The organism is Larkinella sp. (assembly GCF_965227735.1).
GTDB lineage: Bacteria > Bacteroidota > Bacteroidia > Cytophagales > Spirosomataceae > Larkinella.
In genome coordinates this window covers 1,556,788-1,581,058 of the sequence record NZ_OZ245776.1, presented here as the reverse complement: position 1 = coordinate 1,581,058, position 24,271 = coordinate 1,556,788, and the positions used below count along the sequence as shown (strand labels likewise).

Here is a 24,271-nt window from a genome sequence, read left to right as displayed (position 1 = left end):
GATTGAGTAAGGATAAAAGCATGTTTATTGTATTGCTTTTACAAGCAATTTATTCTAGTCTGTATTTCGACGCTTTTGCCGGGCCGTCGCTTTCGCCCCTGTTGACGGTTTCGCCCCTACATCCCCTAAAGGGGACTTGGACACCGAGCGGGAGTAACAAGCGTCGTCCAAAGCATTGTCCAAGTCCCCTTTAGGGGATTTAGGGGCAAAACCGTCAACAGGGGCAAAACCGTCAACAGGGGCAAAACCGTCAACAGGGGCGGAAGCGACGAACGGGGTAAAACAGCGGCAACAGCCCCAAACGAAAAAGAATAATATCATTAACCAGTTCATATACAACGCATTTAACGCGCAATCAAATGATGGGGAATTTTACTAAAAAGCACCGATGGGCCGTTCTCTGGATGCTCGTGCTTGCCGTCATCAGCCAGTTGGTACACGCTCAATCGAGTAGTGTGGGCAGTTCCTATGCCCACACCGGAATTGAGACGGTTATCCTGGGGCAGCACGACTTCATCAACGGCAGCGGCACCATCAACGCCGGGATCATTGGCTCGGAGCGGCAACCCGTCATCGGGCTGTACAGCTTTTTGGGGGCCAGTGCCTCCTGGATCAACGCGGCCCATACGGCTTTTGTCGATGGTTACGTGCGAACCTACAACTCCGGTGCGTTTACGTTCCCCATCGGCGACAACAACAAATACCGCCCGGCCGCGGTGTCGGCCTCCTCTTTCGCGGCACCCACGACGGCGGCCTACTACGGCGTCGATCCGGGTTCAGCGATGACCAGCGATCTGAAAGGCGGCACCTACGGCGTTTTGCCCGCGGGTGGCGCGTTCCCCACCACCTCCAAAGCCGCCACCGTCGGCGTGGTCGACAACGTCGAATACTGGGACATCGACGGCACCACGCCCGCGCGCATCACCCTCACCTGGGATGCCAACACCCCCATCGCTTCGATGGTGGGTGCCAACCTGAATAACCTCACCATCGTCGGCTGGGACGGCACGAAGTGGGTGGCCATTCCGTCGACGGTCGATCCGGCTTCGCTGACGCTGACCACCAGCGCGAGTGCCTTCACGGGCCTGGCCCCACAGGTTTCGGCGGGTTCCATCACCACCAACGCCACCGTGGTGCCGGGATCTTTCACGGTTTACACGCTGGCGGGGGCCTGTCCGCCCACCACTATTGTGCCCGACATCACCTCCACCACCATCTGTACGGGTGCGCTGGTGGCCATCAACTACACCACCACCCCCGCCGGTTCCCAAATCCAGTGGACCCGGATGCCGGGCAACCTTGTTCAACTGGGCAACGTGCTGGATTACCCGACCGCTACCGGCACCACGCCGGTCAGCTACACCTACTCCGCCGTGGTCACCGGCACGTTCGGCTGTCCGAGTCTGACGGCGGTCACCACGGTGACGGTCAACCCGGTTCCCATCGTAACGCCCTCCATCTGTTCGCAAACGATCTGTTCGGGGCAAACGGGTGCTATCACCTTTGCCAGCAGCATTCCCGGCAGCACCATCAACTGGCTGCGCGTCGATAACAACCAAACCGGTACGGGCGACATCAGCCAGGCCCTGACCAACACCGGCCCTACGTCGCAGACCATCACGTTCAAGGTTTGGGGCGTCAGTCCGGCACCTTCGTCCTGCCCTTCGTCCACCACCATCACCTGTACGATTGTGGTCGACAATTGCTGCAACCCCATTGTAGCGGCTACGAGCAACAGCCCGTTGTGTAGTGCCAGCACCCTGTCGTTGTCGGCCACGAGCGGTTTTGCCACCTACGCCTGGAGCGGGCCGAACGGTTTTGTGAGCACGATGCAGAACCCGACCATTCCCAACACCACCACCGCAGCCAGTGGCGTCTATTCCGTCACGGTATCCGACGGCATTAGTTGTACCGGTTTGGCCTCCACAACTGTGACCATTGCGACGCAACCCAGTCTAAGTATTACAGCCGGTTCGGGTCTGACGATCTGTTCGGGCCAGGCCACCACGCTGACGGTGTCGGGCGACGGTGGGGCCAATGTCACCTGGGTGAATAGCCTCGGCCAAAGCGGCACCGGAACCACGATCAACTTTGCGGGGATCAACAACATCAGCGGTCCTCCCCAGACGATCACGTATGTGGTGACGGCGAGCGCCGGAAACTGTTCCGACAGCAAGGTGGTGACGCTGACCATCAAACCGGTTCCGGCCCTGCAGGTGGTACCCAAACAGGCGGTGGTCTGCGCGCTGGAAATGACGACCGTGACGGCAACGTCTTTCCCGGCCACGGCCACGATCAACTGGACACGGACCCCGGCGATTCCGGCCCCGGCCAGTGGCACCGGAACGGGCAGCGTAACCGTGAATGAAGTCCTGCCCGTCGGCACGTATGACTACTCATTCACCGCAACGCAGAACGGTTGCACGAGTGCCCCGGTCACGTCGCAGGTCGTGGTGCAGAATTGATTTTTAAACAACTCTTTACAACGCATATCCATGAAAACCGCAATCAAACATACCCTCGCTGTTATCGCCCTGTTTGCCAGTACGTTGGTGGTCCAGGCTCAGGTGAAAATCGGGACCAACCCCACCGTTGCCGCTCCCACCTCTAACCTCGAAGTGGAAGCCTCCACGCCCAACCGCAAGGTGAAAGTCGATAAAACCACTGGTCAATTGACGATTCAGGATGGGACCGAAGGGACGGGAAAAGTGTTGACGTCTGATGCCGTGGGGGGGGCAAGTTGGCAAAGTGTAAGCCTTACCATTTTTGCGGGAACAACCACGCAGGCCAGGCAAAACATGTATTCATCGGTAGGGCCTTCTAACTACCAGAATGTCACATTTCAGGCAGAAACCGCTGATCCCACCAATTCTTTCGATCCGCCTACTGGAACCTTCACGGCTCCTTCAACTGGATTTTATCAGGTATTCGGCTCCACGCAATTTGATAACAATGCAATTGGGGCATCAGTCTTTAATGCAGCTTGTTTGCGACTGGTTGTGAATGGAGGTACAATTGTTGGTCAAGCTTGTTCACAGATGAATGTGGTAACCTTTTCGGCTTCCGTGTCAAATATCGTGTTCCTGAATGCAGGAGACACTATAAATTTAACCGCGGCAGCCACGCCAGCCACCGGGTCGATTTTTGGCATAGTAGTATCCTCTTTTTATGCCTACAAAATTGCGAACTAACTAATTTATTGTCACTCGGCTATTCAAGCGACAAAGGCAGGGAACCCAATGCATCCGGAAACGGTGCATGAACAGAAACTGCCGATTTTGTGTAATTTTGGTAAGCACTAACTAACTGGATTCGACATGGTACTGATCATCGAAACGGACGCCCGGTATAAGCAATTGTTTCTGGAACTGGCTAAGTCGTTAAAGGCGCAGATACGAATTGAAAGCGAGGGTGACGCTCAGACGGAAGACGTTTCGCCAACGAACGAAGAAATTCTGGACGCCATTGAACGGGGCTATCGCCAGGCGCAGTTGCACGTGGAGGGGAAAATAAAGTTGAAATCAGCCAGAGAACTGCTTAATGAGGACTTACGTCTGATAATTCAATACCCTTTCGCTTCTTGCCCCGTTCCCCTAAAGGGGACTTGGACGCAGAGCGGGAGTAACAAGCATCGTTCAAAGCATTGTCCAAGTCCCCTTTAGGGGAACGGGGCAAAAAGCGAAAGTACTGTTAATGAGTTATAAAGTAGAAGTTACGGCTGATTTTGAGCGGGATCTTAAAACTTTTTTCTGTTAGCTATTTATGATAAGTCCGAGCAAGATTCCATTAGCGATGAAACGGTTCGGGATCGTCTGGATGACTTGAATGAATGAAGCCATCGAACGGGGAGCCGAGGTGGAAGTAATCCGGCATCGACAGGCTGCCTGACCTGTTGGCAGGGTGTTGATGGAGTGGGAGTAAAGGGTGATTAATAATTGCTTGGCAAAGCAAATTTTGCCGACGCTTTTGCCCCTAAATCCCCTAAAGGGGACTTGGACACCGAGCGGGAGTAACAAGCGTCGTCCAAAGCATTGTCCAAGTCCCCTTTAGGGGATTTAGGGGCGAAACCGACGAACGGGGCAAAAGCGTCGAAACAGCACAACCGTAGGGTAGTGGCCGTCGCAACAGCCCGAAACGAAATAAGAATAAAATCATTAACCAGTTCATATACAACGCATTTAACGCGCAATCAGATGATGGGGAATTTTACGAAAAAGCACCGGTGGGAAGTTCTCTGGCTGTTTGTGCTAACCGTCATAAGCCAGGGCGTACGGGCACAATCCGGCAGTTTTGGCAGCACCTACGTCCATACCGGAATGGAGATGGGGATTTTGGGACAACACGATTTCGTCACCGGCAGCGGCACCATCAACGCCGGGATCGTGGGATCGGAGCGGTTGCCCGTCATCGGGGTCTACAGCTTCGTCAACCCGGCCGGTAGCTGGATCAACGCGAGCAATACCGCCTTTATGGATGGCTACGTCCGGACCTACAACCCCGGCGCGTTTACGTTCCCCATCGGCGACAACAACAAATACCGCCCGGCCGCGGTGTCGGCTTCGTCCGCAGCAGCCCCCACCACGGCGGCCTACTACGGCGTCGATCCGGGTTCAGCAATGACCAGCGACCTGAAAGGCGGCACCTACGGCGTTTTGCCCGCGGGTGGCGCGTTCCCCACCACCACCAAAGCCGCCACCGTCGGCGTGGTCGACAACGTCGAATATTGGGACATCGACGGTACCACGCCCGCGCGCATCACCCTCACCTGGGATGCCAACACGCCCATCGCTTCGATGGTGGGTGCCAACCTGAATAACCTCACCATCGTCGGCTGGGACGGCACCAAGTGGGTCGCTATTCCGTCGACGGTTGATCCGGCTTCGCTGACGCTGACCACCAGCGCGAGTGCCTTCACCGGGCCGGGGCCTCAGATTACGGCGGGTTCCATCACCACCAATGCCACCGTGGTGCCGGGTTCCTTCACGGTTTATACGCTGGCGGGCTCATGCCCCACCACCAACATTGTCGCCGACCTCACCAGCCAGACCATCTGTTCGGGCGGGCAGGTCGCCATCAACTACACCACCACCCCAACGGGCGGACAAACAATCTGGACCCGGATGCCGGGCAACCTGACGAGCCTGGGCAACGTGGTCGACTTTCCGACCGCCACCGGCAGTACCCCCACCACCTATACTTACACCGCTGCGGTTACGTCCTTCGGTTGCCCCAGCCTGACCGCCGTCACCACGGTTCTGGTCAATCCCGTTCCCATCGTGACGCCCTCGTTCTGTTCGCAAACGATCTGTTCGGGCCAAACCGGTGCCATTACGTTCACCACCACCATTCCCGGTTCCACCATTCACTGGGTGCGGACGCCAACCTCCCCGGCACCATCGAGCGGCACGGGCGACATCAGCCAGTCGCTGATCAACACCGGCCCCACATCCCTGACGTATACCTACCAGGTCTGGGCCGAATCACCCGCCCCGGCTTCGTGTCCGTCGTCTACCACCATCACCTGCACCATTGTGGTCGACAACTGCTGCGACCTGGTCGCGACGGCCACCCCGACCTCGGTCACGAGTTGCGTCACGCCCAACAGCGGTTCCATTCTGGTCACCTACACCGGTTCGCAGACCTACCAATATAGTGTGAATGGCGGAGCGGCTCAGGCCCTCGGTGCGAGTCCCTTCACCATCGCCAACCTCGCCCCGGGAAGCTATACCGTTGTGGTTCAGGCCATAGGCGACCCGACCTGTACGACCGCGCTGTCGGCCACCATCAATAGCCCAACCGCCCCGACCGTGATGGCGACGAGCAACAGCCCGCTGTGTAGTGCCAGCACCCTGTCTTTGTCGGCCACGAGCGGTTTTGCCACCTACGCCTGGAGCGGACCGAACGGTTTTGTGAGCAATCAGCAGAACCCGACCATCCCCGTCACCACCACCGCAGCCAGTGGCGTCTACAGCGTGACGGCTACCAATGCGGCCGGATGTACAGCAAGTTCGTCGACAACTGTGACCATTGCGACCCAACCCAGTCTAAGTATTAGTACGGGCTCGGGTCTGACGATCTGCTCCGGCCAAAGCACCACACTCGTGGTGGCGGGCGACGCCGGAGCCACCGTAACGTGGATCAATAATCTGGGACAAAGTGGAACAGGAACAACCATCAATTTTGCCGGCATCAGCAACCTCAATGGCGTACCCCAAACGATTACCTACATCGTTACTGCCCAGGCCGGGAATTGCGCCGACACCGAGGTGGTTACCCTCACCATTAACCCGGCTCCGGCCCTGCAGGTCATTCCTAGAAATGCAATTATATGCTTGTTAGAACAAACAAATATTGTGGCTACGGCTTTTCCGCCCACGGCAACCCTCAACTGGACCCGCACACCCGCCACGCCGAATCCACCCGCCAGCACCGGCACCGGAACGGGCAGTGTAACGATCAACCAGGTGTTGCCCGCCGGAACGTACCTCTACACCTTTACCGCGACGCAAAATGGGTGTACCAGCGCCCCCGTCACGTCGCAGATCACGGTGAATAATTGAGTGGTTTTGCCGGGGCGGGTTGCCGTTTGCCACCGCCCCGGTTTTGCCCCAGTCCCCGGTTTTGCCCCCAACCCCCTAAAGGGGGCTTAAAAAAACCGGATGCAGAAGCCCCCTTTAGGGGGTTGGGGGCAAAACCGGGGACTGGGGCAAAACCGGGGAACGGGGCGATTCAATGAGAACAACGAAATTTTATCAATAGGAACAAATTTTTACCACGACCAGCAATGAAAACTTCTATCAAGCATACGCTCGCGATGATCGCCTTTTTAGCCAGCACGTTGGTGGCTCAAGCTCAGATGAAAGTGGGCAATAATCCAACCTCCATCAACCCCGGTTCGCTGATTGAGATGGAAAGCACCAACAAGGGCTTGTTGATGCCCCGCATCAGCCTGACCACCACCACCACCTGGGGCTTGGCGGGAACCCCGACGGCGGGGATGCACGTGTACAATACCAATGCTTCCATTACCTCATCGACCACCAGCTATCCGACGCTGGCGGCTAAAATAGGCGAATATTATTGGGATGGTACGGGCTGGGTGGCATTGGCACCGGCAGTGAAAACTACAGGGGTAACTTCATTTTCACAGTCTGCTCCTGGAGTTAGAGTAACAATACCACCCGGAGGACCTGCGGGTGGTGGATACTGCGCTCTGCCAGCACTGGGTTCTACACCTCCTGCTTGTGCCGTTGATCTGAGTCGGAATGCGGCATTCTCAATAACAAGCCCTATCAATGATGTTATACTCGACTATACGGGTAACCATTCCGTTAATGGTCATAATGCTCTGGTTTCTTTTTTTATTCTGCTTTACGTGGATAAGACAACTCCCGGGGTATTTGAACTGGTAGATCAATATTATGTACAGGAGTCAAGCGTTGGTTGTAGTGGGTATTATCTGAACTTCAAGCACGCACTGAAAAACCTTCCAGTTCGAAATTATAACGTAAAGACATACATGATCAATTGGGCTAATATTGGGACAACAACAGCAACCATAGGGTTGGGGGCTGCTGCATTATCTCCCTGTGGTAGTGATGATTATGCCAATCAACAAACAATTGTATCAGTCAGTCAATAAAAATTTATGACCGGTTTTTGCAGGTCACCGGCACAATTTCAGAGTAGCGCATAGTCCGTTATTCTGAAACTTCAGCCTTCCAACTGGTACGAAGGCGCAACGTTCTTTTGATTTCCAGCAATACCACTGTTTGTCCCAAGGTCAGGATTCGCCCCCAAGCCCTGGTTTTGCCCCCAACCCCCTGAAGGGGGCTTCTGCATCCGGTTTTTTTAAGCCCCCTTCAGGGGGTTGGGGGCAAAACCAGGGCTTAGGGAGCAAACCAGGGCTTAGGGAGCAAACCAAGGCTTGGGAATCAAACCCGAGGCTTAGAAGCAAAACCGAGGCATGGGGGTAAAGTGTCCACTTGCAGGCCGGGCCGATGTTTCGGGGCTTGGGGGAGGGGAGTAAGTACCATAATTCAGTAGTCAATCAATAAAGTTATTAAATCGCGATAAGGTGATGGGAAATTATACCAGAAAGCACAAGTTGTTGGTTTTCATAACGTTTGTGTTTACCGTCCTTAGCCAACAGGTGTACGCTCAGTCGGGCAGTTTTGGCAGCACATTCATGCATACCGGGGGCGAGGACGCTATTTATGCGCAGCACAACTTCGTCACCGGGAGTGGCACCATCAATGCCGGGATCATTGGCTCCGAGCGGCAACCCGCCATCGGGATGTACAGCTTCGTGGGTCCCAACGGCTCCTGGATCAACGCGAGCAATACCGCTTTTGTGGATGGCTACGTCCGCACCTACAATACCGGTGCGTTCACCTTCCCCATCGGTGACAACGATAAATACCGCCCCGCTGCGGTTTCGGCTTCCTCATTCGCGGCTCCGACTACGGCCGCTTACTACGGCGTCGATCCCGGTTTGGCCACCACCAGCAACCTCATGGGCGGAGCCTACGGCGTTTTGCCCGGCGGAGGTCTCGCTTTTCCCACCACCGCCAAAGCCACGGATGTCGGCACAGTCGACAACGTTGAATACTGGGACATCGACGGCACCACGCCCGCGCGCATCACCCTCACCTGGGATGCCAACACTCCCATCACCGCGATGGTAGGAGGGGACTTCAGCAAACTTACCATCGTCGGCTGGGACGGCACGAAATGGGTCGTCATTCCGTCGGCCTACGACACCGGTTCGCTCATTCAGAACACCAGCGCGAGTACGTTCACCGGCCTGGCTCCTCAGGTCACGGCGGGTTCCATCACCACCACGGCGGCCATTGTGCCGGGGTCGTTCACGGTCTACACACTGGCGGGCGCGTGTCCGCCCATCACCATCACGCCGAGCCTCACATCGGCCACGATTTGCTCAGGCGAACAGGTCGCCATCAACTACACCACGGTTCCCTCGGGCGAGCAAACCGTCTGGACCCGAATGCCGGGTAATGTAACCGGTTTGGGCAACGTCACGGATTTTCCATCGGTTACGGCCTCAACCTCCTTCACTTATACCGCTTCGGTCACTTCATTTGGTTGTCCTAACAATACAGCTACATCCATTGTAACCGTCAATCCGGTTCCGGTGGTCACACCCTCGGTCTGTTCCCAAACCATCTGTTCGGGTCAGACGGGTGCCATTAGCTTCATCAGTGACCTTCCCGGCACCGTCGTCCACTGGTTGCGACTCGACAACAACCAATCCGGCACCGGCGATATCAGTCAGGCGTTGTTCAACACCGGGCCGGTTTCCCAAACCATCACGTTTCAGGTCTGGGGCGTCAGTGCCGCCCCGGCCTCCTGTCCGTCGTCCACCACCATCACCTGTACGATTGTCGTCAATCCGGGTCTGAATGTGCTGGCTTCGGTAGCCGCGGGCAGTGGTTGCATCGGTCAGCCACTGAGTCTGTCGGCTTCGGCAACGGGCGGTTTGGCGCCATTGACCTATGCCTGGACGGGACCCAACGGGTTTATCGCTTCGGGTTCGACGCCACTCGTAACCGCTACGGCGGCCGCGATTCACAACGGAACCTATCTGGTGTTGGTAACGGACGCAACGGGCTGTTCGGGAACGGCCACGGTGCCGGTCTTGGTCAGCAACTGTTGTTCGCTGACGGCCACCGCCGGAAACCCCATCGTCGCCTGCGTCGGCGGTATGCTGAACCTGACCGTGACGGCCGGAAACAGCACGACGGCTCCGGTGGCGACCCCGGTTTCCTACGCCTGGACCGGCCCGAACGGATTTACCGCCAACACGGCCAATCCGACGATCTCGCCCGTCACGGCGGCCGCTTCGGGACTCTACAGCGTGACGGTGACCGACGGCCAGAGCTGTACGGCCACGGCAACGGTTAGTGTAACCGTCAACGCGGCACCTTCGGCGGGGGAAGACAAAACCTTGTCCATCTGTAACAACGAAACCGCCGACCTGGCGACCTACTTCCCCGCCGGGGGTTCTTTCTCGGTGTTGAGCGGGTCGATGACCGGCACGGTCTTTAGCGGCATTGCATCGGGTGTCGGCTCGTTCACGGTAGCGTATGCGGTCGGTGGCAACGGTTGCCCGATCGATCAGGCTTTCGTGACCATCGTCGTGCGCGATTGTACGCCATTGGCCTGTAATTACCCCGTTAGCGCGGGCAAAGTCGATGCGACCTGCGGCAACAGTGACGGAACCGCGTCGGTTTCCATCGGCGGACTTCCGGCAGGAGCGACGACCGGTTTTGCCTGGAGCAACGGAAAAACCGGCCCGAACGTCACCGGGCTGGCGGCTGGCGTCTACAGTGTAACGGCCACCATCACCACGACCACCGGCGTTTGTACGGTAGTCGATAGCGTGAACATCAACGACATTGGCGCACCCATCGGCGAAATCGACCTGATCACCTCCGCCGACTGTCTGGGCAACAACGGTGCCGTCGCCATCGACATCACCACCGGCACGGGACCTTTCACGATTTCCTGGACGGGAGCCGCCACCGGCTCGCTGACCGGTGCCACCCTGGGTGTGACCACAATTCCGAATCTGGCTCCCGGTTCCTACAGCTTTGAAATCAGTAGTGCCACGAGCAATACCGCCTGTTCGTCTTTCCTGGCGATTACGATCCCGAAAGACGACAGCGATCAGATCACCATTGCCGCCGTGCCGACCAATGCCACGGCCTGCGGTTCGTTCTCGGGCAGCATCGTCATCACGGCTACTCCGGCGGTGGGCGTAACCGGACCGTATTCATTCTCGCTCAATGGGGTTGCCCTCGGCACCTCGGCTTTACCGACCTACACGGTAACGGGTCTGGCGGCTGGCGTCTACATGGTCAGCGTAAGTTCGGCGGGTGGTTGTACTTCCGCCGAAATTCCGGTAACGATCACGGAAACCGGTGCCCCGGTCATTGCGGGCTGGACGCCGGTCAACCCGACCTGTCCATCCGATCAGGGTCAGTTGATCTTTGCCGGTGGTCAGCCAACGGCCACGTTCCTGGTTCGGGAAGTAAGCTCGGGTGCGATTGTTGGCCCAACGGCCGGCATCAGCGGAGCCACTTCCACGACGCTGACACTACCGGCGGGAACCTACAGTATTGAAGGAAACACGACGGCGTCGGCCTGTACCTCCTTCACCACGGTTACCATCACGGTGCCGGAAGGACTGAATTTCAACGTCGAATATACCAAAGTCAATTGCGGACCGGGTGGAACGGCCAACAACGACGGCACGATCACGGTGGTGCAGATTGCGGGCGGCACCGGGCCGTATTCAACGACGGTTACCAACGCCCAGAATCAGGTGATCGCTGCGGTTTCGCCGGGCGTGTACACCAACCTGGCACCGGGAATCTACAACGTCAAAGTATTCGATTCGAAAGGTTGCTCGGGCGTTGAAAGCGTCTTTGTTACCGTTCCGGATTGTAAAGTGGTTTGCCCGGTTATTCCGATGGATACCTACGTCGTGGATGCCAATTGCGGAGCCTCCGACGGCCACGCATTAGCCACGCTGGGTACCTTCGCCGACAGCGATGTTACGTACGAATGGAGCAACGGTTCTTTTGGCAACATCATCACCGGTTTGTCGTCGGGTGTCTACTCAGTTACGGCCACGGTGCTGACAGGAACCTTTACCGGTTGCGCGTATGTCGAAACCGTCAATGTCAACGAAATGGGTGGCCCGAAAGTCGAGCAACTGACGGTGGTTCCTTCAAGCTGTTCGGCCAATACCGGCACGGTGACATTCAACGTAACCGCCGGTACGACGCCCCTGGCCGTCACCTGGGTAGGTCCGGTGAGCAGTTCCCGCTCCGTATCCGGTTCGATTCCGATCTCGTCTTTCCCGGTCACGGGTCTGGCTGCGGGCAATTACGTCTTCACGTTCACGAGTGCCAACTCGTCGTGCGAAACCGTACTGGACGTCACGATCCCGGTTTCATCGAGCAGCTCCATCACCCTGGCCGCTACGCCGAACCCCACCTCCAGTTGCGGAGCGCAGGATGGTTCGATCAACCTGACGGCGTCGGGCAGTGGTCCTAACTATACCTTCTCGCTCAACGGAACGGCGTATACCTCCGTGGCTATCAATACCTTATCCATTCCGAATCTCCCCGCCGGGGTTTACCGGGTTGGCGTCACGAGCGGAGCCAACGGCTGCCAAACCGAACGCATCGTAACTATCAACGAAACCGGCTCACCCGCCGTAACGGGCTGGACGTCACAAAGCGCGCTTTGTGCCCTCGATCAGGGATCACTCACCTACGCCGGTGGCTCAGGTGCGGGAACCTACCGTATTTTGTTGGGGACCACTCAAGTTGGCACGACCCCGGAAAATGCCACAGGACCGGTTGTCTTTAGCCTGCCGCAGGGTGTCTACACCATCGAACTCAAGAATGGGGCCTGTACCTCCTTCCAGAACTTTACCATTGCCGGACCGGCTGGTATCGACTTCAATGTTCAGTACGTAGCAGAAAGCTGCGGACCCGGTGGCGTCGGCAACGGCGACGGTACGCTGGACATCGTTCAGATCAACGGCGGCACGAAACCTTACACCATATCGATTGTCAACAACCAGGGTCAGGTGCTGGCAGGAGCCAGCCATACCAATCTGACTGCGGGTAATTACTTCGTTTCGGTGGTGGATGCCAACGGCTGTACCGGCAACAACGGTGCGCTTGTCACCGTACCACCCTGTCAGCTTAAATGTCCTCCGTTGGCGTTCAATACCTCGGTTATTGATAACCTGTGCGGAAAAACCAACGGAGAAGCAACGGCCAGCCTGCTGAACGTACCGGCCGGTGCTACGGTAACCTACCAGTGGAGCAACAGCCAGAATGGACCGGTTGCGTCCGGATTAACCTCCGGCGTCTACTCGGTGACGGCCAGCCTGTTTGCTGATAATACCATCTACGCGGGTTGTATGTACGTGGATACGGTCAATGTTAACGACATCGGCGGTCCGGTGGCCAGTGTATCGGCTACTGCCGGTGCCAGTTGTACGGCTTCTAACGGCTCCGCAGCCATCAATATCCAAAGCGGAACCGGGCCCTTTACGATTGCCTGGACGGGTGCCACCACCGGAACGCAGCCTGCTTCCAACCTGGGTCTGGTGAACATCACGGGCCTGAAAGCCGGTAATTACGTCTTCACGGTAACAGATGCCACCACGAGTTGCAAATCCGTCATCGATGTCGTGATTCCAACCCGCACGCCGAACGGCTTTACACTGGCGATCACCCCAACCAACACCAGTGGTTGCGGAGCGTCCGATGGTTCCATCAAAGTGGTCGTTTCGGGGGGAACGGGTCCTTTTACCTATAGTGTGAACGGCTACGTAAAAGGTACCAGTGCTTCACGGACCTTCACCGCATCGGGCTTACCGGCGGGTGTCAATGTGGTGGAAGTGATGGATGCCAATGGTTGCGTCGTGCAGAAAAATAACATCCTGATCAATCCGACCGGTCAACCCGCTATAGCCGGGTGGACCAAAACCGATGCCCTTTGCCCACAAAATACCGGGATCATTCAATACGGTGCGGTTGGTGGAATTGCTACCGACGAGTACATCGTAACGATTGCCGGAACCGCAACCGAAATTGGCCGGAATTTTGGCAATGTGCCAACGTCTTACTCGGTTTCGGGTGGAACCTACTTAATCACCAGAACAACCTCAACGTCCTGTGTTTCTGTAACGACGATTACGGTCAATCAGCCGGACGGATTGGATTTCAACGTTCAGTTCAGCAATCCGACCTGTCTTTCTCCGGCATCGGGTAGCTTCACGGTGGTTCAGCCTTCCGGCGGAACCGCGCCTTACTCTTACACCATCACCGGTCCAACGGGTGTGGTATCAACTCAGGCCAGCGTAACAAGCTTGCCAGCCGGTAGCTATACCATTACAATGGGCGATAGCCGGGGTTGTACCTATAGCAGCATAAAAGTTCTGACCACGGGCTCTAACCTGACGGTGACCGCAGCGGCAACGCCAGCGATTGTCTGCGTGGGCCAACCCATCAGCCTGAGCGCAACGGGTGTGGGCGGTACGACACCGCTAACCTACGCCTGGAGCGGCCCCAGCGGATTCGCCGGAACCGGCCAGACCCTGACGGCAACAGCCACCCTGAGCGGCAACTATACGGTGGTCGTCACGGACGCTGTCGGTTGTACGGCGGTTCAGTCGACCAGTGTGACCGTTGGCGCGACGCCGACAGTGGCTGCAACCCCATCGACGGTTTGCGTGGGTCAAACGGTAACGCTTGATGCCACGCCGGGCGGTACGAGTTATGCCTGGAGTGGTCCTAACTTCTCGACGGTTACCAGCAGCCCAAGCGCAACGATTCTGAACGCTCAACTTACCAATGCCGGTATTTACTCCGTAACGATTACCGGCGGCAACGGCTGTACCGGTACGGCTTCGACAACGGTGACGGTCAATAACCTGCCGGTTGTAACGGTTTCAGTAAACAGCAATACCATCTGTGTCGGAAGTAGTCTGATTCTGACGGCAAGTGCCAGCCCGACCGGAAGCTACACCTATACCTGGAGCGGACCCAACAGCTTTACCGCCACGGGGGCAATGGTAACGATCAATAGTGCCCTGGCTACCAACAGCGGCAGCTATACCGTGATTGTCACCTCGGCCAGCGGTTGTAGCTCATCGGCGGTCATGACCAACCCGGTAACGGTTACCGTGTGTTGCCAGCCGTTCGGTCTGAATGTATTGGCGACCAACGCGAATTGCGGTCAGCCGAACGGTGAAGCGACGGTAACGGCGAGCGGGGGTACGGGAACGTACAGTTATGTGTGGAGCAACGGCCTGACGGGCAGTCACGTGACGGGCCTGCTGGCGGGCAGCTACACGGTGGTGGTGTCGGATCTGGCCGGTTGCACCAGCAGCACGGTGGTTTCGATCGGCAATGTGGAAGCCCCGCAACTGGCGGTGCTGTCGACGAGTCCGGCGGTCTGTCTGGGCGCGACGGGCGCAGCCAGTGTAACAGCAACGGGTGGCGTGGCTCCGCTGAGCTACGTGTGGAGCACCGGCACGACGGGCAACAGCCTGTCGGGTGTGGTGTCGGGTGTGTACAGCGTGACGGTGACCGACTCGAAAGGGTGTCTGGACATCACCCAGGTGACCATCGGCACGATTCCGGGTAGTCTGACGGGTGTGATGTCGAGTACGCCATCGGCCTGTAGCCAGGCATCGGGCAGTGCGACGATGACGGCCAGCGGCAGCAGCGGCTATCAATATCTTTGGAATACGGGTGCGACGACGGCCAGCATCAGTGGTCTGGTCTCGGGCATATATAGTGTAAAAGTGACGGATGCCGCCGGTTGTTCCTTCACGGCTGCAGTGAGCATCGATGACGTGTCGGGTCCGAGTGTGGTGACCAGCACGACGGCGGTGCTGTGCAACGGCAGTGCGACGGGTACGGCGTTGGCTCTGGCCAGTGGCGGCTCGGGTGTCTACAGCTACCTGTGGAGCAACGGCGCGACGACGGCCAGCCTGAGCGGTTTGTCGGCGGGTGTTTACAGTGTGGTGGTGACGGACGGCAACGGCTGTAAAGCCAGCGACGGGGTGACGGTGATCCAGCCGGCGTCGATTCTGGCGGAGTTGTCCCCGACGACGATTGCTTGCGGCAGTACGACGGGGGACATCACGCTGACGGGCATCAGTGGCGGTTCGGGTGTCTACAGCTACCGGTGGAGCAATGGCATGACGACGGCGAGTCTGTCGGGCGTTGTGGCCGGTGTGTACAGCCTGACGATCACGGATTCGAAAGGATGTATCGCTACGGGCAGTGCCACGCTGGTGTTGCCGACCAACTGTATTCCGCCCTGCGAAAGCCGGGATATCAGTCTGGTCGCGGTCAATCCGTTGTGCGGTCAGGCCACGGGCACGATCACGGCGATGTTGTCGGGTACGGTCGCCGGTGGCAGTGTGATCACCACGAGCTGGCGGAATGTAGTGAGCAATGCGGTGGTGGCCACGAATGTGATGAGTGTAAGCGGTTTAGCCGCGGGAAGTTATACGGTGAGCGTGACGGTGACCAACGGCAGTCAGGTGTGTTCTTACAGTGCGATCACGTCGCTGAGCGATGTGGGCAGTGCGTCTTTGGTGGTGTCATCGACGAGTGCGACGGATTGTGCGGTGTCCAACGGCAGTGCCCTGCTGACGGTGAGCGGGACGGGTTCTTTGACGGTGAGCTACAGTGGTCCGGTGACGGGCAGCGTGGTGGCGGTTTCGGGTCCGGTGAGCCTGAGCGGTCTGTCGGCGGGTCAGTACAGCGTGACGGTGAGAGACGCCAGGGGCTGTACGGCAGTGGAAGACTTTGTCATCGCACCGAAAGGGTCGGTGTCCTTGTCACCTTTGGCGACGGCGAGCCCGGCTTCCTGCACGGGCACCAACGGCAGTGTGACGGTAAGCTGGAGTGCGCTGGCGGGGGTGAGCTCGTACAGTGTGACGGTGGGCGGTCAGTCGACGGTGGTATCGGGCACGAGTGCGACGTTTAGCGGTTTTGCCGGTGGCAGTTACGCGGTGACGGTTTCGGTGGCTGGCAACGCGGGTTGCGGCCTTTCGACGACTTCGGTGACGGTACCGACGAGCAACGGTCCGGCGCTGGTGGTGAGCACGGTTCAGCCGCTTTGTGTGGGTGGCACGGGCGTGATCGCGGTAGTGTCTCCGCAGGGCGGGGTTGTTTACAGCCTGCTGACTTCTTCGGGAACACTGGTAAGCACTGGCACAAGTTTCACGGTAGCTCCTGGTAATTACGTAGTGAGTGCCTCTCTGGCGGGTTGCGTGAGCACGACGGTGGTGACGATCGCTCTGCCTTTGGGCATCGACTTCAACGTATCGGTATCACCGGGCGCTTGTGGCGCACCGGGTAGCCTGACGGTGAGCAACATCAGCGGGGGCACGGGTGCGACGATGGTGACGGTGACGGGTCCATCGGGTGTGGTAACGAATTTGAACAACCTGGCAACGGGCAGTTATACGGTGGTAGTGACGGATGCGAACGGATGCCGTTCGAGCCAGGTGGTATCGGTGACGGCGACAGCCGCAGCCCCGGCCCTGGCAATTGTACAAACGGAGACCAACTGTGGCAAAGCCAACGGGGAGATCACGGTAACGGCCAGTGGTGGCTCGGGAACGTATACATACCTGTGGAGCAACGGAGCTACCAGTGCCCGGGTGACGAATCTGGTGGCCGGTACCTATACGGTGGTGGTAACCGACGTGGCGGGATGTGCCAGCAGCACGGTGGTGACGCTGGGCGATGTGGAAGGTCCGCAATTCACGAAGGTCTCGACGAGTGCAGCGATCTGTCTGGGTGCGACGGGTACGGCGAGTGTGACGGCAACGGGTGGCGTGGCTCCGCTGAGTTACGTGTGGAGCAACGGCACAACGGGCAGCAGCCTGGTGGGTGTGGTGTCGGGTGTGTACAGCGTGACGGTGACCGACTCGAAAGGGTGTCTGGACATCACCCAGGTGACCATCGGCACGATTCCGGGTAGTCTGACGGGTGTGATGTCGAGTACGCCATCGGCCTGTAGCCAGGCATCGGGCAGTGCGACGATGACGGCCAGCGGCAGCAGCGGCTATCAATATCTTTGGAATACCGGTGCGACGACGGCCAGCATCAGTGGCCTGGTGGCGGGTACCTACAGTGTAACGGTGACGGATGCCAACAGTTGTTCATTCGTGCAGAATGTGACGCTGAGTGACCAGGCGGGTCCGAGTGTGGTAATAAGCACGACGGCGGTGCTGTGCAACGGCAGTGCGACGGGTACGGCGTTGGCTCTGGCCAGTGGCGGCTCGGGTGTCTACAGCTACCTGTGGAGTAACGGCGCGACGACGGCCAGCCTGAGCGGTTTGTCGGCGGGTGTTTACAGTGTGGTGGTGACGGACGGCAACGGCTGCAAGGCGGGTGATGTGAAGACGATCGTTCAGCCAGCGTCGATTCTGGCAAACCTGTCACCGACGACGATTGCTTGTGGCAGCACGACGGGGGACATCACGCTGACGAGCATCAGTGGCGGTTCGGGTGTCTACAGCTACCGTTGGAGCAATGGCATGACGACAAGCAGTTTGAGTGCCGTGGTGGCGGGCACCTACAGCTTGACGATCACCGACAGCAACGGCTGTCTGGCCATCGGTCAGGCTACGCTGGTGGCACCGACCAATTGCCCAATCTGTGTGGATCCAGTGCTGACGTTGACCGGACCAGTTTGTAACACGGTAACGGGCTTAAGCTCACTGACCTTTGTCGTGAGCAACGGAGCGAGTGTAACAGCCAGCGCGGGCACAATCGACTTGGTTACGAATACAATTAACAATATTCCGCTGAACACGGCGGTAGTTATAACGGCTACTGCAGGTTGTGGCGTGAGCAGTGAGACGATTGTAACAGGTGCTACCTGTACCACCTGTACGGTGGCGATCTCGGCCGGAACACCGGTGTGTCTCAATGGTACGACCTACGTGGCGAGTGTAACAGCCAGTGCGGGATCAAGCCTGACTGCTATTGGTGGCAGCTTCAATCCGCTCACCGGTTTGGTGACGGGTGTGGTTGGTAGCAATGTAACGGTGATTGCTACAAATGGAAGTTGTATTCAGACTCGGGTGATTACCGCACCGACGTGTACGAGCACCTGTACGGACAGCGGTCCGCTGGTGAGCATCAGTGGCCCGGTGTGCGACGGAAACGGCAGCACCTACACGGTGAATTACACGGCGGGCACAGGTGTTGTCGTGACCTCGAATGTGGGCAACTATACGCTGGTGGCGGGTCGAATCTCGAACATACCACTGGGTAGCGGAGTGACCATCACCGCCATCAGCAGCGTATGTTCGCTGACCCAGGTGACGCAGGTAAGCGCCCCAACTTGTGCACCGCCTTGTAATCTGACCCTGGCTGTTGGAGCAATTTCGCCGGTGGCTTGTGTGGGTGGAACCATTAGCCTGACCGCAACAGCCTCCGGAGCAACTACACCGGTTACGTACGTATGGAGCGGGCCTAATTTTAGCACAACGACAACGGTTCCAACGGTGAATATCGTTTCTGCAACGGCAGCCCACAGTGGCAGCTACACGGTTGTCATTACCGATGCCAACGGCTGTAGTAAAACCGCTGTGACGCCGGTTTCGGTAACCGTAACGCCCGCTCCGGTAGCTGCCAGCAGCGTTGTGTTGTCAATCTGTAACAATGAAATTTTTGACCTCGCCACGCGATTCCCGGCAGGCGGAACCTTTACTGAACTGACCAGCAGCAGTGCGCTGGTAGGGTCAGTGTTCAACGGGATTGTTTCTCAGGCCGGAACCTTCCGGATTCTGTATACGTCGGCCGTAACCGGTTGCGGTAGTTCGACGGCCACGGCGACCATTGTCGTGCGCAGTTGCAGCCCGCCACCGTGTAACTTCCCGCTCAGTACGGCGGTTGTCGATGCCAATTGCGGTGCCAACGATGGTCGTGCTCAGGCACTGGTCGGTGGATTGCCCGGCGGTGCAACCGTTGGGTATAACTGGAGCAACGGCGCCAGTGGACCACAGATTACGGGATTGGTAGCCGGCGTGTATTCGGTAACCGCCACGGTGACCAATGTGCAGGGGAGTGGATACCTGAACGGTTGTGCCATTGTCGATACGGTCAACGTCAATGAAATCGGTGGCCCGGTTGCCATCAAAGGAGCCGTTCTGCCTGCGACTTGTCCGGGTAATACCAACGGACAGGTGACCCTCACCATTCAAAGCGGAACTGCTCCCTTTGTGATCAGCTACGCCGGTCCGGTTAGCGGTTCGCTGCTGGCAGGTAATCTGGGCAACCAGACGGTGAGCGGTCTGGCGGCTGGTGATTACGTCTTCCGCATCACGAGCACCGTTAATGGGGCTACCTGTGCCGGTTATGTGCCGGTTCATATTCCACGGGACGATGCCGCACGGATTTCCGTCACAGCAACGCCAACGAATGCCACCGCCTGCGGGTCCCCAACGGGTAGCATCCAGTACGCAGTTGCTCTGCAGCCGGGCGTAACCGCACCGTTCACGTATCTACTCAATGGACAAGTAATTGGTACGTCATCGCTGCCGACCTTCACCCTGAGCAACCTCATCGCGGGCTCGTATGTGGTCGGTGTTCGCAGTGCTGACGGTTGTGCCGCTAACGAAGTTTCGGTATTGATCGGGGATACGAGCGCACCACCGGTAGCGGGCTGGACCGCGAACAGTGCCACTTGTCCGAGTGATATTGGCTCGCTGGTGTTTGCCGGTGGACAACCCGGCACGACATCTTACCGTGTGGTAAGTGTGGTGAACGGCGGAACCATCGCCACCGTCAGCGGTGCTACGGCAACGACGCTGGTGCTGAGTGCCGGGTCTTATGCCGTCATCCGAACGAGTACGGCGGATTTGTGTACATCCGTTCAAAATTTAATCATCAATGCGCCGACGGGTCTGGACTTCAATGTTCAGTACAAAGCTGCGACCTGTGGACCTAACGGAGTGGCTCAGAACGATGGCAGTATCCAGATCATCCAGATCGAAGGTGGAAAAGCACCGTACTCGATTCGGATTCTGGACAATAACAACACCATGGTCAGCAGCAGTACGGCTACCAATGGTTTGACCGCTGGCAACTACATCATTGAGGTGCGGGATGTCAACAACTGCGCCGGTATCCAGCAATTGCTCATCACCATTCCGGATTGTCAGCGAATCTGTCCGGTACTGCCGCTCAATACGGTGGTTGTCGATGCCAATTGTGGTGCCAATGACGGCACAGCGGTTGCTTCTCTGGGCGGTTTGCCAGCAGGCAGTGCAGTGAACTACCTCTGGAGCAACGGCCAGAACGGCCCCACGGCAGTTGGCCTGAGTACGGGTATCTACAGCGTAACCGCTACGGTAACCGGTACGCCGAACGGCACTTCGATCGGATGTGAGTATGTCGGTACTGTTAATGTTAACGAAATGGGCGGCCCAATTCCATCCGTTCTGGCCATCGCTCCCTCGCGTTGCTCGGTCAATACGGGTATGGTGTCTCTGAGTCTGACCGCCGGTACGGCACCTTATAAAGTAAGCTGGACTGGCCCGGTTAGCGGAACCCAGGCGGCTCCGAACCCATCGTCAGTACTGATTTCGAACCTGGCACCGGGTAGTTACACCTTCGTGGTGACGGGAACCGGTTCGAACTGCCAGGGCGTCATAAACGTCACGGTGCCGGTGTCTACTTCGGCGGATATCACCCTGACGGCCACGCCAACCAGTGCCGGTAGTTGTGGCGCGAGCAATGGCTCGATTGCGGTGACGGTGACCGGCGGTACGCCGAACTATACCTACACCCTGAACGGGTTAGCATATGCCACCCAGGCTTCGACTTCATTGTCGATTCCGAATCTACCGGCCGGGTATTATACGGTTGGCGTGACTGCGGCCAATGGTTGTTCGACCACGGTTACGGCCACCATCGGTACCACCGGTGGTCCGTCAGTGACAGGCTGGACACCGCAGAGCGCGCTTTGTCCCGACAACAGTGGAACGCTCACCTTCGCGGGTGGTCAGGCGGCTACGGTTACCTACCGGGTTCTCCTGGGCGGCACCACGCTGATTGCCACCGTACCGGGTAATACTACGGCTGCCGTTGCGGTTTCGCGTGGCACGTATGTCATCGAACGGCGCGATAACAATTGCATCAGTTCGTATCAATCCCTTACCATTACGGCACCGGATGGCATCGACTTCAACGTCCAGTACACGGGTGAAACCTGTGCGCCGGGCGGAGGTAGCAACCAGGACGGCAAAATCCGGGTGGTTCAAATCAGTGGCGGAACGGGACCTTATACCGTGACTGTCTTTAATAGCCAGAATCAGGTCGTTTCGAACCTGAACACGCTGTCGGCGGGTCAATACACGGTTAGGGTCACCGACATCAATAGCTGTACCGGTGTGAGCAGTGTTCTGATTACCGTGCCACCCTGTCCGCAGGTCTGTCCGGTTCTGACGTTCAACAAGTCGGTTCTGGATTCAGAATGTGGCGTCTCAAACGGCACAGCAACGGCTACCTTACTGGGTGCTCCGGCGGGTTCATTTGTAACGTACGAGTGGAGCAACGGACAGAATTCGCAGACCATCACGGGGCTGGCGTCCGGAACCTACAGCGTAACGGCGACAGTCACCACCCAGAGTGGCGTGTATAACGGCTGCAAATATGTTGACGTAGTTCATGTAAATGAGATCGGCGGCCCAATTGCCACGGTGGCCATAACGACCGGTGCGAGTTGTACCGCATCGAATGGAAGTGTGATTCTGACCCTTTCAGGTGGTTCAACTCCTTACAAGGTGACCTGGACGGGTGCCGCTACCGGATCGCAGAATGCCGCGGGTGCCGGTTCGGTTCTGATTGGTAGCCTGCCTGCCGGAAATTACATTTTTAGTGTATCGGCAGGAACCAGTGTTTGCCGGACTCTGGTGGAAGTAACGATTCCTCACAATGACACGGCAGTAATGCAGGTATCGGCAACACCGACTGATGTAACGGGTTGTGGAGCGGCTAACGGTTCGATTGCGCTGAATGTGACCGGCGGTACAGCACCGTTCCTTTACACGGTCAACGGCTACATCACACTCTCGACCACCAGCAGAACCCCAACCTTCCCGAATCTGCCTGCGGGCGCTTATTCGGTGACGGTGCAGGATGCCAACGGTTGTTCCGTTGCCAAAACGAATGTGCTCATCAATACGACAGGAAGCACGGCCATTGCGGGCTGGTCGAAAACGAATGCCCTGTGCGCCGATGGCAGTGGTACCCTTAGTTATGTTCCTGCTCCCGGTGTTGCTACTGATCAATATGTCGTCCGGATTGCCGGTTCGAATACCATCGTAGGACAGACTGCGGGGAATGTACCGCTGACGCTGAACCTGCCGGGTGGTACGTATCTGGTAACCCGCACAACGTCGAACTCGTGTGTTGCCGTTCAAACGTGGATCATCTCTCAACCTGCGGGTCTGGAGATCAACGTCCAATACGGTCAGCCGACCTGTACTTCGCTGACCAGTGGTAGCCTTGCGATCGTTCAAACCAGTGGCGGAATGGCCCCCTATACCACCACGGTAACCAGCGCTTCCGGAGTCGTGGCGAATCTGACGGCCTTATCGGCTGGCAGCTACACGGTAACGGTGGGTGATGCGAACGGCTGTACGATCAGTCAGGCGGTTAGCCTCACCATCGGAAACTGTAATTTCTGCTTCACGCCATACGTCTACCTACAGGGCGCTTTGGTGGATGACGATGGGGTCTGGCCGACGAATCCGGTAAGCAGTACAGCGTCGACAGGCGGGAACATCATACCACTTATGCGCGATGATCTGCGGGCACTGGGAATCATTCCTGTGAACGATCCGTACCGGGTTATACCCTATATCGGAACCTTCTATCCGGGTGGTCTCGGTTCGATCCCGGCACTGGATCCATTCAACGAAACGATCACCAACCCGGCGGTTACGTTTGCCAATCGGGGAGAGAATTCGGTGGTTGACTGGGTGTTCGTCGAATTCCGCGATAAGACCACGCCGTCGATTGTTAAATACACCCGCTCGGCACTGGTGTTGCGAAATGGTACGATTGTCGATCTCGACGGAACATCCTGTCTGAACATCAGTCACGTTGCACCGGGTGATTATTACGTGGCCGTTCGGCACCGGAACCACCTGGGTGTGATGACACAGACGACGCGTAGCCTGAATGTAATCGGCTCGAACGTAACGGTCGATTTCCGTAACCTGACTCCGGCTGAAATCTGGCACGATACCAGCGATCCGAACATTGTCAACCTCTACGGGAACAAGGAACGCCGGGATATATCATGGGCACCAGGCAAGTATGCGCTGTGGGGTGGTAATGCCAATGTGGACAACGCAACCATTTACCAAAGTCAGTTGAATGATCCAATGGAAGTGTTTGTCCAGATCACTACGGAGCCGCTCAGTGCGCCGGCCAACCTCTTTAACATTCCGTCATTCATTCTAAATGGTTATTTCAGTGGGGATGTTAATTTGAACGGCAAGACCATCTTCCAGGGCCAGCAAAACGATACGCATATTATTTACAACATCATGATTCAGCACCCAAGTAATGTTTTGAATACACCATCATTTATCATCGTAGAGCAACTTCCGTAAGCATGATGAGAAACTTGGAGCGAATCATGAGAAATACAAGAATGAACGCAGGTAGCAGAA

General features: G+C 57.4%; 5 protein-coding genes. All 5 read left to right on the top strand.

Features of this window, described 5'->3' with window-relative positions; translation table 11 throughout:
• Positions 1 to 359 precede the first annotated feature (359 nt).
• The 5 genes from ACO064_RS06140 to ACO064_RS06120 all read left to right on the top strand — a co-directional run bounded on the left by ACO064_RS06140 (position 360) and on the right by ACO064_RS06120 (position 24,211).
• On the top strand, positions 360 to 2,465 hold the full coding sequence (locus ACO064_RS06140; protein WP_421826513.1) for a hypothetical protein: 2,106 nt from the start codon (positions 360 to 362) through the stop codon (positions 2,463 to 2,465).
• Positions 2,466 to 2,495: 30 nt separating this feature from the next.
• Positions 2,496 to 3,191, top strand: a complete 696-nt coding sequence (locus tag ACO064_RS06135; protein ID WP_421826512.1) for a hypothetical protein — start codon at positions 2,496 to 2,498, stop codon at positions 3,189 to 3,191.
• A gap of 1,002 nt (positions 3,192 to 4,193) precedes the next feature.
• Entirely contained in the window at positions 4,194 to 6,560 is a 2,367-nt protein-coding gene (locus tag ACO064_RS06130) for a hypothetical protein (protein ID WP_421826511.1), read from the top strand.
• 224 nt (positions 6,561 to 6,784) lie between these two features.
• The gene (locus ACO064_RS06125) at positions 6,785 to 7,642 is read left to right on the top strand and encodes a hypothetical protein (protein WP_421826510.1); all 858 of its coding nucleotides are present in this window, start codon (positions 6,785 to 6,787) and stop codon (positions 7,640 to 7,642) included.
• A 486-nt stretch (positions 7,643 to 8,128) separates the two neighbouring features.
• Complete coding sequence (locus ACO064_RS06120; RefSeq protein WP_421826509.1) at positions 8,129 to 24,211, top strand: beta strand repeat-containing protein; 16,083 nt, start codon at positions 8,129 to 8,131, stop codon at positions 24,209 to 24,211.
• Positions 24,212 to 24,271 lie beyond the last annotated feature (60 nt).

Excerpts from the sequence above, each read along its gene's own strand:
- ACO064_RS06130 (WP_421826511.1), top strand. The coding sequence starts at position 4,194 with ATGATGGGGAATTTTACGAAAAAGCACCGGTGGGAAGTTCTCTGGCTG.
- ACO064_RS06135 (WP_421826512.1), top strand. The coding sequence starts at position 2,496 with ATGAAAACCGCAATCAAACATACCCTCGCTGTTATCGCCCTGTTTGCC.
- ACO064_RS06125 (WP_421826510.1), top strand. The coding sequence starts at position 6,785 with ATGAAAACTTCTATCAAGCATACGCTCGCGATGATCGCCTTTTTAGCC.
- ACO064_RS06140 (WP_421826513.1), top strand. The coding sequence starts at position 360 with ATGATGGGGAATTTTACTAAAAAGCACCGATGGGCCGTTCTCTGGATG.